15 protein-coding genes and 1 pseudogene are annotated in these 15,745 nt (G+C 41.8%); 3 read left to right on the top strand and 13 right to left on the bottom strand.

Features of this window, described 5'->3' with window-relative positions; translation table 11 throughout:
- Positions 1–16 precede the first annotated feature (16 nt).
- Both BLS23_RS05140 and BLS23_RS05145 read right to left on the bottom strand, forming a co-directional pair.
- Positions 17–1,501 (bottom strand): multicopper oxidase family protein, encoded by a 1,485-nt coding sequence (locus tag BLS23_RS05140; protein WP_244157104.1) that lies wholly within the window; start codon positions 1,499–1,501, stop codon positions 17–19.
- Between the two features lie 26 nt (positions 1,502–1,527).
- Positions 1,528–1,788: an SHOCT domain-containing protein gene (locus BLS23_RS05145; RefSeq protein ID WP_167356017.1), complete on the bottom strand. Its 261-nt coding sequence runs from the start codon at positions 1,786–1,788 to the stop codon at positions 1,528–1,530.
- A gap of 265 nt (positions 1,789–2,053) precedes the next feature.
- Here BLS23_RS05145 and BLS23_RS05150 point away from each other — a divergent pair, with 265 nt between their 5' ends.
- Positions 2,054–2,689 carry a YdhK family protein gene (locus BLS23_RS05150; protein ID WP_089651479.1) on the top strand — a complete coding sequence of 212 codons (636 nt, stop codon included), beginning with the start codon at positions 2,054–2,056 and terminating at the stop codon, positions 2,687–2,689.
- A gap of 233 nt (positions 2,690–2,922) precedes the next feature.
- On the opposite strand, the gene BLS23_RS05155 is transcribed toward BLS23_RS05150, so the two are convergent.
- The 3 genes from BLS23_RS05155 to BLS23_RS21910 form a co-directional block, all read right to left on the bottom strand.
- Positions 2,923–4,293 carry a hypothetical protein gene (locus BLS23_RS05155; RefSeq protein ID WP_089651480.1) on the bottom strand — a complete coding sequence of 457 codons (1,371 nt, stop codon included), beginning with the start codon at positions 4,291–4,293 and terminating at the stop codon, positions 2,923–2,925.
- A gap of 179 nt (positions 4,294–4,472) precedes the next feature.
- Entirely contained in the window at positions 4,473–4,700 is a 228-nt protein-coding gene (locus BLS23_RS05160) for a hypothetical protein (RefSeq protein ID WP_089651481.1), read from the bottom strand.
- A gap of 35 nt (positions 4,701–4,735) precedes the next feature.
- Positions 4,736–6,652 carry an SEC-C metal-binding domain-containing protein gene (locus BLS23_RS21910; protein ID WP_208599160.1) on the bottom strand — a complete coding sequence of 639 codons (1,917 nt, stop codon included), beginning with the start codon at positions 6,650–6,652 and terminating at the stop codon, positions 4,736–4,738.
- 231 nt (positions 6,653–6,883) lie between these two features.
- On the opposite strand from BLS23_RS21910, the gene katG reads away from it, so the two are divergent.
- Complete coding sequence (gene katG, locus BLS23_RS05170; protein WP_089651483.1) at positions 6,884–9,118, top strand: catalase/peroxidase HPI; 2,235 nt, start codon at positions 6,884–6,886, stop codon at positions 9,116–9,118.
- 144 nt (positions 9,119–9,262) lie between these two features.
- Positions 9,263–9,562: a hypothetical protein gene (locus tag BLS23_RS05175; RefSeq protein WP_208599161.1), complete on the top strand. Its 300-nt coding sequence runs from the start codon at positions 9,263–9,265 to the stop codon at positions 9,560–9,562.
- A gap of 157 nt (positions 9,563–9,719) precedes the next feature.
- On the opposite strand, the gene BLS23_RS05180 is transcribed toward BLS23_RS05175, so the two are convergent.
- From BLS23_RS05180 to BLS23_RS05215, 8 genes and pseudogenes are all read right to left on the bottom strand, one after another.
- Positions 9,720–9,920, bottom strand: a complete 201-nt coding sequence (locus BLS23_RS05180) for a hypothetical protein (RefSeq protein WP_089651659.1) — start codon at positions 9,918–9,920, stop codon at positions 9,720–9,722.
- Positions 9,921–9,991: 71 nt separating this feature from the next.
- The gene (locus BLS23_RS05185; RefSeq protein WP_089651484.1) at positions 9,992–10,615 is read right to left on the bottom strand and encodes an RQC-minor-1 family DNA-binding protein; all 624 of its coding nucleotides are present in this window, start codon (positions 10,613–10,615) and stop codon (positions 9,992–9,994) included.
- Between the two features lie 33 nt (positions 10,616–10,648).
- A pseudogene (locus BLS23_RS05190) lies at positions 10,649–11,066 on the bottom strand (class I SAM-dependent RNA methyltransferase); the annotation flags it as partial.
- Positions 11,067–11,351: 285 nt separating this feature from the next.
- Positions 11,352–12,155: a hypothetical protein gene (locus BLS23_RS05195; RefSeq protein ID WP_089651485.1), complete on the bottom strand. Its 804-nt coding sequence runs from the start codon at positions 12,153–12,155 to the stop codon at positions 11,352–11,354.
- A gap of 212 nt (positions 12,156–12,367) precedes the next feature.
- The gene (locus BLS23_RS05200; protein ID WP_089651486.1) at positions 12,368–13,867 is read right to left on the bottom strand and encodes a reverse transcriptase domain-containing protein; all 1,500 of its coding nucleotides are present in this window, start codon (positions 13,865–13,867) and stop codon (positions 12,368–12,370) included.
- Between the two features lie 403 nt (positions 13,868–14,270).
- On the bottom strand, positions 14,271–14,693 hold the full coding sequence (locus BLS23_RS05205) for a selenium binding protein (protein ID WP_089651487.1): 423 nt from the start codon (positions 14,691–14,693) through the stop codon (positions 14,271–14,273).
- Between the two features lie 259 nt (positions 14,694–14,952).
- Positions 14,953–15,240: a YkvS family protein gene (locus tag BLS23_RS05210; protein ID WP_089651488.1), complete on the bottom strand. Its 288-nt coding sequence runs from the start codon at positions 15,238–15,240 to the stop codon at positions 14,953–14,955.
- A 282-nt stretch (positions 15,241–15,522) separates the two neighbouring features.
- Positions 15,523–15,708 carry a hypothetical protein gene (locus BLS23_RS05215; protein WP_244157098.1) on the bottom strand — a complete coding sequence of 62 codons (186 nt, stop codon included), beginning with the start codon at positions 15,706–15,708 and terminating at the stop codon, positions 15,523–15,525.
- Positions 15,709–15,745 lie beyond the last annotated feature (37 nt).

Consider the following 15,745-nt stretch of genomic DNA (forward strand, 5'->3'; position numbering starts at 1 on the left):
ACCTCCGTTTCTATTATTAAGGCTGATTCGTCTGATTCAGCTCGAAGGGTGAAAAAACACTTGTATAATCCACAATGGTTACCATGCCACGATCTGCGTGATTATTATCATGACAATGGAACAACCATTCCCCTTTATTGTCCGCTTCGAAATAAATCGTATACGATTCTCCAGGTTTCACGTTAATCAGATCTTTCACGACCGCTCCTCCATCTTCTGCTTCTACTTGAAAACGATGGCCGTGCAAATGCATAGGGTGATTCAATCGTCCTTCATTGGTGATATCCACTCTCACAATATCTCCTTTTTCCACTTGAATCGGCGGTGTATCAGGAAAAACACGGTCATTAATCTGCCACGTCATCCCTTCTCCCATATTCATCCCCATACTAAGGTCCATATTGTACGACACGTCCACATCCGGTACGGTCTCAAAAAGCAAATCCTTACTCGCATGAGAAGTACCTTTACTGGTCGCAGCGTCTTCTGCCTTTACTTGTAAATTCTCCCCATCTGAATCCGAAGAGAGAACAAGGATCTGCATATCTTGTGAGTTTTCAACCGAGGGCGTTTCCCCGATGATTTCACCTTCCTCCCCCTTCGTGTATAAGACATCGATTCGTTCACCAGGAGCGATTTCCAACACGTTTCTTTCCCCTGAATTTTGCACAGGCTCCGCATCGACAGCGAGCATTTCCATGGACCCTTCAGGAAAAACGAGTCGGTGAAGCTGGTATCCGGCATTGACGAAGCGAAGCCGTGCTGTTTCTCCTTCTTCCATTCTCAAAGGATCGATCGCATCTCCCGCTTTGCCGTTCACTGTAAATGTATCGTACATTTCTTTCGTATCTGCTTCACCATCTCCCTGCATCGAACCCATCATCATTCCACCCATATTCGTCCAGTTCTCACGGTCCTGGTTAACCGCCCATTCGTCTAAGATGAAAACCTCATCATGTTCCGGTTTCTCCCCTTTTCCCTCAACAACAAGCGGCCCATATAACCCCTTGTCTACTTGGAGAGAACTATGTTGATGTGAATGATACCAATACGTTCCTGCGTCTTCTGCTATGAATTCATAGGTAAAGGACTCCCCAGGCTCTACAGCATCCTGCGTCACACCCGGAACTCCATCCATCCGATTGGGAAGAATAACCCCATGCCAATGAATGGTAACAGGAACTTCCAATTCATTGTGCAGTTCCACTTGAACAAAATCGCCCTGTTGAACACGTAAAGCCTCACCAGGGACCGTTCCATTATAGGTCCAGGCATTGACGGATTCCCCCGTTTGTATTTCCCAATCTGTTTCTTTCGCCGTTAGCTCAAATTGTTTTGTAGGCCGGCTGCCGGCCTCAATCGGTTGAATGTCCAGAATACTTTGTCCTTGTTCACTACTGTTTATCTCCCCTGCGCTCTTCCCCTGCATAAATGGAGATTGAAAGAACACCCAGACTCCTACAGCAATGAGCGCTATAATCATGAATGATCCAAACCACATCCGTTTCACCACTTCTACCTCCCACATCACTCATCCAATTTCTTCTTCAAACGATCATATTCTTCTTCTGTGATCTCCCCACTTGCTAAGCGTTTCTTCAACACATCTTTTGAACTCGATTCTCCTCGCTCCTTATCATTAAAAGAACGTTCTTTTGCATTTGGTTTCATCATCCATCTGGCTATAAGAAAAATAGCGATGATAAGAATCAAAAAAATCAAACCAAAGCTAAAAAATCCTCCGAAAAAGCTGTTCCCCATTCCGTTACCATCCATCATTCCACCCATCATCATTCCTCCTTTTCTATAGTACCTATACCACGTAGTGTATATAAACAACACACGTAGGATATTCCTTAATCAAAGTAGCGTTTATTGTCTATCCCCACCAATTGTGCAGAATTTATGGATTTTTTATAGACTTTTTCTTCAACCTGTTCTTTTACCCTCTATCCTTGGAATCATTTTTCTCTGCCTCAAGTATTGATCTTTTTCTTAATGGGAAGAATTTGATATATTGTTGTTCACTACCAATGGAAAGGAAGGGATTCGCATGAAAAAACGTTACGGGATTTTTCTATTGTTAAGTTTGATTCTTCTCTTGAGCGCGTGTGGAAATGAAGAAAATCAGGGCAATGAAGAAAGTAATAAAGAAGCAGCCAATGAAGAGGAAATAAACCAAGATGATAGCAGCCAGGAAAACATGGACGATGATCATTCTATGGAAGAAGGGCACAGCCATGATATGTCCAGTGATGGTGAAATTCCAGATGGATTAGAAGAGGCCGATAACCCTGCATTCAATGAAGGCGACCAAGTGATCATCGAGGCCGAACATGCTGAAGGTGATGAGCCAATGATGAAAGGGGCGGAAGCTACGGTCACAGGAGCTTTCAATACGACTGCTTATGCCGTATCCTTCACCCCTACTTCAGGCGGAGAACCTGTGACAGATCACAAATGGGTCATACACGAAGAGCTTGAAGAACCTGGAGACGCTCCCCTTGAAGAAGGAACGGAAGTGACGCTTAACGCTGATCATATGGAAGGCATGGAAGGGGCAGCAGCGACCATTGATTCAGCCGAACAAACCACTGTTTACATGCTTGACTTTACAACCGTTAATGGCGATCAGGAAGTCACAGACCACAAATGGGTGACAGAATCCGAACTGCGTTCACCTGAATAATGATGAACCTTTTCCATACCTTATTTTCAATTATGCAAACAAGCGCTGATCAAGATAATCAGCGCTTTTATTTTTTGTGATTCCTTCCTGATTGTTGGTCGTAGGGCCTGTTTCTCGTTCGCTAAGGATCAAACCAGCTTCCCAAAGAGTAGAGTTGGCACATAAAAATCTGGACAAAAAAAGATTGATAGAATTTCTACATTCTATCAATCCTTATTATCTGATCTATGAATTTAATAAACCAACAGCGTGAGTAAGGAAATACCTATTCCTAAGAAACCGAGCAAAATACTGTACGGGAGGTTTCTAAGTACGATTTGATACGGATTCATCCGTAAAGCCACAGAAGTAATGGTTACAATCAATCCATAAGGGGCGGATGGTACTGTCGCAATCGCACAGGCAGACAGAAGGATCGTCAGCGTAACCTCAGGGAACGTTCCAATCAACAGTTCACTGACCCCACCGAAGATTCCCATCGTTGCCAGCGGATGGACTCCTAACAGCGTCATCACAAGGAAAGCGGCCTGGATGAAGAGCATAATGAGAAGCGGACTTCCTTCAAGCGCGATAAGCGGATCCTGCAAATATTTCAAGTATGGCGAAGCGTTCAACGTTTCCGTCAAAAAAGAAAGGGCGAGCAGGAGAACGATAAAGTTGCTCAAGTGGTTCGTTTTCCATTTCCATGTCGGCCAGCCGATCTGCAGGAAACTTCTTTTCCGCTTCACGAGCACAGCCCATGTGAAAGCGAAAGGGAAGATCGATACGGTCACAGCAAAAAGGAAGTCCAGCTGAACGACGTTTCCTAAGAATACGACCACCGCTAAAAACAGGACGAGCGCGACAACGAACTGGACCAGTTTTTTTCGGCTTTTCCCGGTCCCTTTTTCTAATGAAGGTGCTTCGATCCGGTGTTTACGGAACATCATTTTACCAATGAATGAATCCATCGAAATCCCAAGAACCGCGATCAACAGCATCCATGGCAAAACCTCTAAATAGTTCGCCCCGGTAATGAAAATCGAGGTCGCAAGCAGGATCTCAAGCGGGCTCCATAATAAAGCAAGCGAATATCCCCGCAGTGTCGCCATTAAAATAAAACTGTTCTTCACTTTCGTTTTTACATCTTTCAACTGTTCCTTCAGCAAGTCCTGCGAGATGGTGGCAGAAGACAAGTTCAGGAAAGCGGCCAAGGATACCATGGTCACTTCACTGCGGACATACAAGGAACCTAGTCCATTAGCATTGCTTCCTAATAAGGATTGCAGGAGCTTGTTATACCTCCCCGCTTTCACGACACTATTCATCCATGGAAGCATGGATAATAGGAAGAGGAGTCCAATGTTCCCGGCAAAGAACGAAGGAATCTCTTGGAATGTTGTCTCACTCGAGAAAAAGAAAAACGCTCCAGCAACTAACAGCACCATCCCCAGGATCTTAAACACTCGATCCGCACGAGGAAAACTGATCGCCAGCATGACGATTCCAAGAATTCCTATGATGGTATATAAGGTAGAGTTGCTCCAAAACACGTGAACAACATTCAAGGCAAAGACGAACGAATAAAATATGTATAAGTAGTTGGATAAGTGACGCACAATCATTCCCCTATCTCATCGGCTGATTTTCTATGTTTGCTCGGGAGCATCGTTTACTAGAATCAATGCTTTCATGCTATACACAATAGGAATATTTTTCAATGATTTTGAATGTAAAAAAACAGGAGTTCGTTATTGAACTCCTGCTTGTGTGAATTTCAATTGCTTTATATCTTTCTGTGCAATCAAAAGGGTAAATCCTCATCCTCTATAGATGGTGAAGGAGCTCGGCCAAAGATCTCTTTACAATCTTCCATTTCTTCTGCTTCTTCATGCGTGATACCGAATGGAAAGCCACCGGACGTGTATCCTGCTATAAAGGCAAAGTTTTCGTCTGACATAGGTTCTTCTAACCATTCTTCATCCAGCTTTTTTTTCTTATCAACCCGCTTCTTTTTCCTCTTCCGTGCCAAGTTTTACACTCCTCCTCTTTCTTATTTGTTAGAGTTCAGCGAAATCTCACCAACTCTTTTTTGTGGGATTCCCAGGCGTTGGCGTTACAATAAGCATACACAATTGCTTCCTCTTCTGTACCGGGACGATAACTTTCTGGAAGGTTTGTCCACGTCTTTTCACCAAGCAAATAAGGAATGACATAAGGATTCGTTTGTTCTGCTTCCATCACCCATTCTTGTAAAATGTCACCCTGAAGTTGCGCGATGATTGCAAGAAGTACATCTGAATACATGTTCCATGTACCATTATCTTCATACTTTTCAAGCAGACGATGCGCATTCCCTTCCTGACCTGTCTGGATATAGAGAGGGAAAAGCTTTTCACGGATGCCCTGGTTATCATTTTCGTTGTACTCCAGCAATCCTTCGTAATAGTGAATGGCTTCCTTATATTCTTTTTTCTCTGCATAAACCGCGGCAAGGAGTTCCTGCGCGCGCATAAACGGTCGGGCAAACACATCTCTCCAAAGGTCTCCTTCGCTTGTATCCAGCCACCCATCACGAAGTACATCATTACATGCTGACAACAGCAAAAGAAGTTTTTTTGTAGTTTCTTCTTCTAATGAAGCCTTAAGGACACGCGCATCCACAGATCCCGGATCCAGTTGCAGGGCTTCCTCCACGAGCTTTTCTCTCTGTTCCAGCGAGTCTGATTGATAGGCATCGTAAGCCAACAATTGCGCTTTCTGTTCATCCGTTTCAGGTGTAAAAGGTTGATTCTCGTTCGATTGAATAAACTGCTCCATTTCATTTATCGAAGAAAAACTCTTATTAGAAAGACGGAAATTCATTTCATAACTGACCCGCTCGGCTGCCACCTCCCAGCTTGGAAATGTAGGAATGGCCATCTGTGGAGAAGGAGACTGTTCCATGCCCCCACTCTTTTCCACCATGTCGAAAAAGACCTCTTCCAAATCATCAAACCGTCTGGAGATACTATTGGGGCTCACGCCATACTTCTTCGCCAGTTCCTTTTGGGTGGCACTTGGAAGAGAGCTTCCCGTAAAAGGGGATTCCCTGTAAAAGTATTCGAGCACCGCAGCAAATACTTCCGGCTTACGGATCGTAGGTGAATAGTGATCGCAGTAATACATCCAAATGACTTGCATATGCTCAAACGCTTCCCCCTGTTTCGCCTCTGGAGCCAGGTGTTCCTCCAGGAGACGCAGCACTTCTCTTTCTTTATCACTGCCGTTCCAAACTTCGGAGATATCCGTGTCCTGCTCCAATTCCAAGTGGAAAAGCACATCGACATAATGGGTAAAACGTGAGGCGAAGAACGCAACAATCGACTTCCGCGACTTGCTCGCTTTATACTCCTTCTCGACAATCGAGGAAAATTTATCAAAAGCCTCTGGAACCATACTTAAAGCACCAGGAACAAATAAGTACTCCCTTCCCCACTTCATAAGGACCCCGAAATAATAGGTCTCTGAATCTTGAATACCCTGGGCAATGGTGGATTCCCGCACATCGTAAGTTTCGTCCGTCCACTCCTGCTTCATTTGGACCGAATGATCAGACGTTCGCTCGGTCAACGTAAACAATCCAGGAACGGATTCCGGCCATGCTTCTACCGATTGCTTGGTCATCGGACGGGAAATGTCTTTGGCAACACGATCGACATATTCCTGCATGATCGATTGTCCCTGTTGGCCGTTCTTCTCAAAGACCGTCCTTTCCATCATGTCCATATGCGCCTTAAAGCGGTCCAGCTCGCCTGAAGATTCTTCAGGAGGCAGCAAGAGAGGATAATATTCGGCCACATACTCCTCAAAACGGAAATACAGCTGATCCAATTCCTCTTTTAAAATCGTTCCCGATAAATCTACAACCTTTTTATTTCCACAGCATTTTTTATATTTTTTCCCACTGCCACACGGGCATGGGTCGTTTCTTCCTATTTTCATCACGATCACTCCTTCTAGTGCCATTATATCGTGAGGTAATGACTGATGAAAGACCACTGCTTCACCTGTTGGATATCTATTAAATTATGATTCATATCGACCTGCCTATAAATGAAATAAAATTTTTTCTAGTAAATCGGAGGGTTCTTTCTTTCAAATCATAGCCTTTTTTATTATAATTATAATCTAAGACCGATTATAATTTTTCACAAATATAGGAGGGTATCATTCATGGACAAAAATGAAATGCATGACAGCCAAGCTGGTAAGTGTCCCGTATCCCACGAAAAAACAAAGGAAGAAAGTGCCGTAACGACAACGAAAGTCGGCACAACGAACAAAGACTGGTGGCCCAACCAGCTGAACCTGCACATTTTACGTCAGCATGATAAAAAATCGAACCCCATGGGAGAAGACTTCGATTATGAAGAGGAATTCAACAAGCTCGACTATTACGCCTTGAAGCAGGATCTTCATGAGCTGATGACAGACAGTCAGGACTGGTGGCCGGCAGACTACGGACATTATGGTCCCCTTTTCATCCGTATGTCGTGGCACGCAGCCGGTACGTATCGTACAGGAGATGGACGCGGTGGTGGAGCCACAGGTACCCAGCGTTTTGCACCATTGAACAGCTGGCCGGATAACGCAAACCTTGATAAAGCCCGTCGCCTACTATGGCCGATCAAACAAAAATATGGCAATAAAATTTCATGGGCAGACCTGCTCGTACTTACTGGAAACGTCGCGCTTGAGTCCATGGGCTTGAAGACCTTTGGCTTTGGCGCAGGACGTGAAGACGTATGGCATCCAGAAGAAGATGTCTATTGGGGAAATGAAAAAGAATGGCTCGGCGACAACCGTTACTCCGGTGACCGTGAACTCGAAAACCCGCTCGCTGCCGTGCAGATGGGACTGATCTATGTAAACCCTGAAGGTCCTAATGGCGAACCGGATCCGCTTGCGAGTGCCCGTGACATCCGTGAAACATTCGCCCGTATGGGGATGAATGACGAAGAGACGGTCGCGCTTGTCGCAGGTGGGCACACATTCGGTAAAGCTCACGGTGCCGGTGACCCTGATCAAGTCGGTGCTTCTCCTGAAGCGGCTGACATTGAAGATCAAGGCTTAGGCTGGATGAGCTCTCACGGTAGCGGAAAAGGCCGCGACACGATTACGAGTGGTGTTGATGGTGCATGGACAGCGAATCCGACCGTTTGGGACAACGGCTACTATGATCTTTTGTTCGGATACGAATGGGAGCTGACGAAAAGTGCAGCTGGTGCGAACCAGTGGGCTCCGGTCAATCCTAAAAAAGAAGACATGGCTCCAGATGCAGAAGATTCATCTGTAAAAGTTCCTACCTTTATGACAACAGCTGACATGGCTCTGCGTATGGACCCTGATTACGAAAAGATTTCCCGTCGTTTCCATCAAAATCCGGATGAATTTGCCGATACCTTTGCACGTGCATGGTTTAAGCTTCTTCACCGTGACATGGGACCAAAAGCAAGATACCTTGGACCAGAAGTGCCAGAGGAAGATTTGATCTGGCAGGATCCAATTCCTACGGTTAATTATGAGTTGACGGACGCTGAAGTGGAAGAGTTGAAAGAAAAAATCCTCGATTCCGGACTTTCAGTGAGCGAACTTGTGAAAACGGCATGGGCTGCAGCGAGCACATACCGTGGATCGGACATGCGTGGTGGCGCGAACGGTGCCCGCATCCGCCTTGCTCCGCAAAAAGACTGGGAAGTAAACGAACCACAGCAACTTTCCAAAGTGCTTGCCGTTTACGAAGGTATTCAGAAACAGTTCGATAAAGAAGTCAGCCTTGCGGATCTCATTGTCCTTGGCGGTAGCGCAGCTGTAGAAAAAGCGGCCAAAGATGCTGGTGTCGAAGTAACTGTTCCATTCGTCTCCGGACGCGGCGATGCCACGCAAGAACAAACGGACGAAGAAAGTTTCGAAGTCCTCGAGCCGATGGCTGATGGATTCCGTAACTATGAGAAGAAGAGATATACGTTGAGCCCAGAGGAACTGCTTGTCGACAAAGCACAACTTCTCGGACTCTCTGCTCCGGAAATGACTGTGCTCGTCGGTGGTATGCGCGTACTTGGTGCCAACTACAAAGACACAGACTACGGCGTATTCACAGACAATGTCGGTACACTGACCAACGACTTTTTCGTGAACCTTCTTGATATGGGCATCGAGTGGAAGCCGAGTGATTACAACGAATACGAAGGACGCGACCGCCAAACAGGCGAGCTTGTAAGAAAAGCGACACGCGTCGACCTCGTCTTCGGTTCCAACTCTGTCCTGCGTGCGCTTGGTGAAGTGTATGCACAGGAAGACAACAAAGAGAAATTTGTCCATGACTTTGTTGCGGCATGGGTGAAAGTGATGAACGCGGATCGTTTTGATTTGAAGAAGAAGAAAGATTTGGCTTATCATAACGCGTAAGTAAGAAACAGGAGGCACCTAGCCTCCTGTTTTTTTCGTCATGCGCATCTAAGAAAAATAAAATATCTGATATCATAGTAGGAAGAAACTGTTGCAAGTAGATAATAAAGAAACCGTCCCACGCTTACAAAGGAGGCATGCTAAGTGGATCGAAGCCGTGAAGAAGAAGTGATTCGTAATTATCAAAAAGGCGAAAAAATGATGATTTTGCTTTTTGCCCAGTGGTGCATCAACCACGACCTGGATCCTGTAGCCATTTATAAAGAGGCCTATCCCTATCAGGAGAAAAATAAAGAACTGGTCGATGCCATGGAGCTGACCGTCCCAAAAAAGGAGTCGAATTACATTGATTCTGAGACTCTGCTTGAAGTGCTGTCTCTGTATGGAAATGATGACCTCGCTTTTGTTGTATCTGATTTAATCAGCCGTAGAAAGCTGAAATAAGACTGGATTGCCCCGAGTTGAAGGAAGGACGGCTCGTTTTCACACCATTAGTATGTTAATTGCTCATGCTAACATATGAACCACTGGGCCTACACACTATTCCAAAGATTAACTTATCAGAGATATAAAAAAGCAGGGGCCCTCCCCTGCTTTTCCTTCATTCATCCATCTCTACTACTCTTGCTACACTTTTGCCGCAGTTTTTGCATTTTCCTTCCAACATTACACCTGCGGGATGATCGACAATAATGAAGTCTGTAATGGTGACCGTACCTTTACAATTAGTACAAAAAACGTTTCCAATGAGCTTCTTTCTGAAATCTTCTGGTATTGATATCCATTTTCTATTTGCTTCCATTGTTAACTCCCTTTTTATTATTGCTGAGTTATGTGCTCTGAAGATGAAAGCTAATTTTATTAGAAGCTCCCTCACCTGAAAATCTCGTACTCCGGCTGGCCCTCTAAGGCTTTCTGAATTCTTTCCTCTCTATCTTTTAACGTCGAACCATCGAAAGGTTCTTTTCCTTCCAGTACTCTAATCGTTTTCCGAATGGCAGCCCGAACTTTTTTGTAATCGATCTCTTCCCATAATTGCAAATAAGGAATAAAAGCCTTGTTTCCAGTTTCTTTAATTTTTTCAAGCATAAGAAGGATCATCTGCCTGTCCCGATCTTTGAGATAAGTCATATCAGGGGCCTTTTTCCCATCTTCAATCCACTCTTCCCATTCACGAACCAGTTTATCTGCATATTGATACGATTGGATCAACCACCCTCGGTCTGTGAAAACAATCAGGGGAAGCTTCCCGAAATTTTGAAGCTCTATGAAATCACGTTTAATCATCCAATTGATTTTCTTTGTGACGTCCTCAAGTTTCTCATTTTTATAAAACCCATAACCTGGGCTTTCATCTAAATCGAACTCCAACAACTTCTTCTCCTTTGACCCTTTCAAGATCTTGGCGAGTTGTGACCTGCCTCCCCGAGCAATAATCCAATCGGCTGTATCCAGTATGATCTTGATTTCTTTATGAGTTAATGGAGTAGGCGCCATTTGAAATACACCTCCGAATCATTGAATACGTATGACTTCCTTCGTCTCATACCCGCCATCCTCTAAAATACGCAAATCACGTGCAAGCGTCGAAGGATTACAGGAAACATACACAATCCGCTCCGGTTCCATATCAAGCATCGCCTTCAACAACTCTTGGTCACAACCCTTGCGCGAAGGATCGACGACGATGACGTCTGGACGAATCCTGGTTACGCCACCATGGCATAAGCTCTTCAGCTTGTCTCTTTGCTTTTTGAGCGAGGAACAAGGAGATCGTGCCGATACCACAGTAAGCATCAATAACGGTTTCTCCGCCTCTTAAGTCGGCATATTCGTGAGCCTGATCATAGAGTTTTTTCGTCTGTGTCGAGTTGACTTGGTAGAACGATTATGGTGAGATCATGAATCTGATATCGCCGATTGTGTCATAAATGTACTCATCGCCCCAATGTTGGTGCCTAACCCCGCTGCATTAATACTTTAGCGAAGTGGGGGTCAGGCACCAACATATGAATTCACCTTATAATAATTTGTTTCCAAAGCAAATATCACTATAAAGAGGTGTGTCATTAATATCACTGAAAGCACTGATTAGAATAAAAATAAATTTTTCCGTACACCAATACAACGAAGAAGGGCAACTTGTCGTTTATATAAATAATGTGGGGACGGTTCTGCTATTTGTGATTTATTGAGGAAACTTAAGAGTTTGTCTCTATGTATTTTACTAATATTAATCAAATAACGAAAATTGCATATCCTCTATAATATTTTTCAAAGAAATTGACGACTGCTCCGAATATTTCTTTATTTCATACCACATGTCCCACATATCATATTCTTGGAAATAAGTTACTGGTATTAAATATTCATTCTCCTCAGGCTCAGTAATTAAACCATACCTTTCTAACATTGCAACTGCGTTTACCATTTCAGACTGAGAACTTCCAGTCACGTCCCTAATTTCATTTAAATTTATTTCTGAACCTTCAGACCTTGCAACCATAACACTAAAGATACTTCTTGTGTTTGGGGTTAACTTTCTAAGTCTTTTGTCCAAAAGGCTATTAAATAAAGGAACCACCTCTAATAACTCACTTTCGGTATTTCCCCATTCCAAAACCTTATTGATACTATTTAAGTTACTACAGTATTCAAATTCTTGAAGGAGGGTCATATCTGAGACAGTACTTTCAAACAACTTTTCAGCTGCATCACTAAATTTTTTCTCATGGGATCGCTTCATTTCCCTTAAAATTTCAACTGTGTATTTATTTACATTATTTGTCTCAATGTGATGATCATAGCAAAGTAACATTAGGTTACTAAATGCTCTTCTATCTTCATTAGTTTGATTTGGATTAAATCGCTCTCCACCAGGCATAGCAGCCTCTATATGACAAACTTGACCAACAAGGTTCCCACTACCATTTAATATAGACCTTGTACATTCAGGAAAGGCACATCGGTTACCAGATAAGAGGTATAAGTCACGAAGTACATCCTTGCGTATTGCAAGCCTTTTAGGCTCTTCCATTAATTATTCTCCTTTCAAAATCATTAGAGTCTTTAACAACTGAATTGTACCTTATAGGCATAAATGTAGGTGCCTGCCCCGCTGCGTGTAGGGCAGGCACCTATTCCTCAATCTACTCCATTTTATTGTATATCACTAATTCTTAAAAATTTGATTCCAGTATCAATCATACCAAAAATTAAGCAGTCATACTTTTCTTCCCAATTCTCGTATTAATAGTCATATTCAAAGGCCTTTTCGTTCATTGTATATTCAATACCGTTATTTGTAATGCCATTTTTTATCCCCTGATAAATCCTTAGAAAGCTTGGTATTTCATAGATACCTTTTGTTCCCTTAAAAGAAGCGGACTTAAATCGAGTAATTAAATCTTTCTCACTCACATTAAAAGGGAAATTGTATGAAACTCTAAGGATGTTTTTTTTGAGGAATAGCTTTTTCCTAAGCTTTAGAGTGTTATATATAGTCGATTTTAACCAACCATCCAGTTCTTTCAGTTGTTCTACATCATCTATTAGTGGATAAAAGCTCATAATTCCTTTAAATCTAATTCTTTTATATTTTCCATTAACGAAACTTTTCAACTTAGACTCCGAAAGGTTCCCATAGAGATATCTTCTTATTTGCATCATAGCAGTCACTAAAGCTGGATCCTCATCATTACTTGGTACGATTATGTTCTTTAATTGATAACCCTTCAGTGGCTTAATTAAATTTTTGTAAAGCAGATAGCTAATTTGCTTTTTAATTTTATTGACCGATTCTTCCTTGATGCTTATACTGCTCAGAGAAAGCTTATAACCTAAGAACTCAATATATTCTTTAGTCTTGTCGAATTCTGAGGGTAAACCTGGTTTAACCATTAAATTAATGCCATTAGATTTATCGGCGTTTATTTCTATCCCAGCTTCTTTCGAGAACTTACTTATTAATTCAAAGGATTCACATATTTTATTATAGTTAGAGGACCAAACAACTGTATCATCTGCATATCTCGCAAACCTCAACCCCTCAGATTCTAGGCTTCTATCCAGTTTCCAGCAAACAATATTTGCCAAAAATAGTGAAATAGAAGTACCTTGAGGTATCCCTCTTTCTAAACTCCCTAAAAAAGATTCGATTATCTGTTTTTCAAAATCACTTACCATAAAGCCATTTTGATCTAGTTGGTCATATAGATATTGATGATTAATAGAACCGAAGAAATCACTGAAGTCAAATTCGGATACAAACAACCTCGAGTTAGATTGCAAATCTAAACCAATGTCCTGTATTGCAAAATGCACATTTCTATCGTTTCTATAAGCATAAGATAATGAACTCAGCCTGTGTTTATTCTTACTTAGAAGTCTCTTATATAAATAGTTTGATACTGCAGCATCTGGAATTTGATAGACTGTAATTTCACGTTTCTTACCATTGCCTTTTGGAATTTCATGGATATACGGAGCTTTAGGCTTATAAGTTCCTTCTTTAATTTTTTTTGCTATAGCGCTAGCTATTTTTTCTGAATTCTTTAAAACGTAGAAGGGGTTATACTTTTTATCTACTGACCAGACAAATGGCTTTTTAACTTCTTTATTACTGTAGGCTTCACCGAAGCGCTTCTTATTTCTTTCATGTTCAATATGTAGAGAATTATGGTAGATATGATACCTATCTGAATGTTTTTTTGCCTCGACCTCAATATATTTTTTAATTATGTCTTTCATGGACTAGACCATCCTTTCATAAACAACACAGGCCCTCACAAACAAATTGTTTGTAGAGAGCCTGAACCACGGATGTAACCGAATTAAAAGTAAGTTCTCAAGTAAAAGCATCTTTGAGTGAGATTCTTTTGCAACACTGTACTCTCGCACAGCCAGAAGGACATCCGTTCGTCCTCAGGGAAAAAATCCCTAGACATAGTATTATTATAAAAAAACCAAAGTGTATTGTAAACATTTTTTGGAAAAATGATAATCTAAACGTCGGTGCCTGACCCCCACTGCATTAATACTTTAGCTAAGTGGGGATCAGGGACCTCCACACAACTCTTATGACTGTAAATTCTTATTCACAAGATAAATATTTATGTGGTTACCTTTCATTCAATAAATATCTATTCACATATCAATATCGTCTGAATTCATGAAGTAAGCTACTTAATTTTTCATTCTCTTCAATAAAGTCATATAAATACTCTTCTGTAATTATGAATTGTTTATTATCCTTTTGTTTGGTCGCTAGCATTTGTTCACCACTATGAGTAATTTGAAAGCTGTGTATAATCCTGTTTCTTTTCTGAACAATGTTACTAAAGTGATTAGAAATTTTTGTGTCTGAATATTTAGTTATAGTTTCTTTTATTGGTTTGCTAAGTTCACCAGAAGTACCACCAATTAATTCATACCAACTATACTCATGTTCTTTATCGTGTCTTAGAATATTCTCAATTATAAATGAATTATTAGAGTTAAAGACACAAATTGCACTTCCCACCAACTCTCTATAATTCCTTGATGGCAAAGCTTGCCTAGTATATTGCTCGTACATACTATCTCCTCCTTTTAATGCTACATTCGGTAAACATATAAATTTTCCTGCAAGATAGTGTTCCAATAGTTATTAAAGCAACTAAATATTCCGCCCTAAAAGAGACGGTGCCTGACACCCGCTACGGTAATGTTTTAACACAGTGGGGTCAGTACCGAAATTGATGTTTGTATCAAATCCACCACCACGCTTACCCACAAAAAGAGCATCACACTTTGATAAGTGTGATGCTCTTTTATCTAAATTACTATTGTTGAACTTACACGTCGCGACGTTTTTTAATGCTGTAGTTTGTATGAGCAACAACGGTTTTTTCGAAATCTAAATTGCGCTCGTGGAAATCATCCATAATGGTCATATCGCAAACAACGGAGTTTTGTAAATTAACAGAAGTGACGACAGCTTCAAACTGTTGACCGTCTTTTTGGAAAGTTATAATATCGCCTACGGTTGCTTTTTCCTCTTCTTTTACTTTCTGTTCTTCTTCTGATTCTTTCTTTTTAAACGCCGCATCAACTAAATCCTTGCTTATATTTTCATCAGCCATGAGAATTTCCCCTTCCTAGTGAGTGAATGTAAGTAGTTTCGTTTGTGTCAAGATTCTGGCCAAGGGTTTCCTTATCTATACCCTTAATCAAGTGCCCTCATTCTCCTTAGAGTATTACTCTATCACGATTCTTTTTTATAAGAATGGGACAACGCTTCCTCTATAAAGTTACCCTGCACCTCAAAGAATATAACATGTAAAAAACAGGCCGGTTGTTGTGTGTGGTTACCTCCCCCACACACAACAACCGGTCCCTTATAGGCTTAAGAATTTACTTTTACTTCATTCATCCATCTCCACTACTCTCGCTACTTTACTGCCACAGTTTTCGCATTTGCCATCCAACATAACACCCACAGGATGATCAACGATGATGAAGTCAGTGATTGTGACGATATCACTACAGTTTGTACAGTAGACATTGGCTATCAGTTGTTTTCTAAAATCCTTTGGTAACGACAACCACATTTTGTTCGCTTCCACTTCAAAAACTCCCTTAAGAAAT

Origin of the sequence: Halobacillus aidingensis (assembly GCF_900104185.1) — a bacterium.
Taxonomy (GTDB): Bacteria; Bacillota; Bacilli; order Bacillales; family Halobacillaceae; genus Halobacillus; species Halobacillus aidingensis.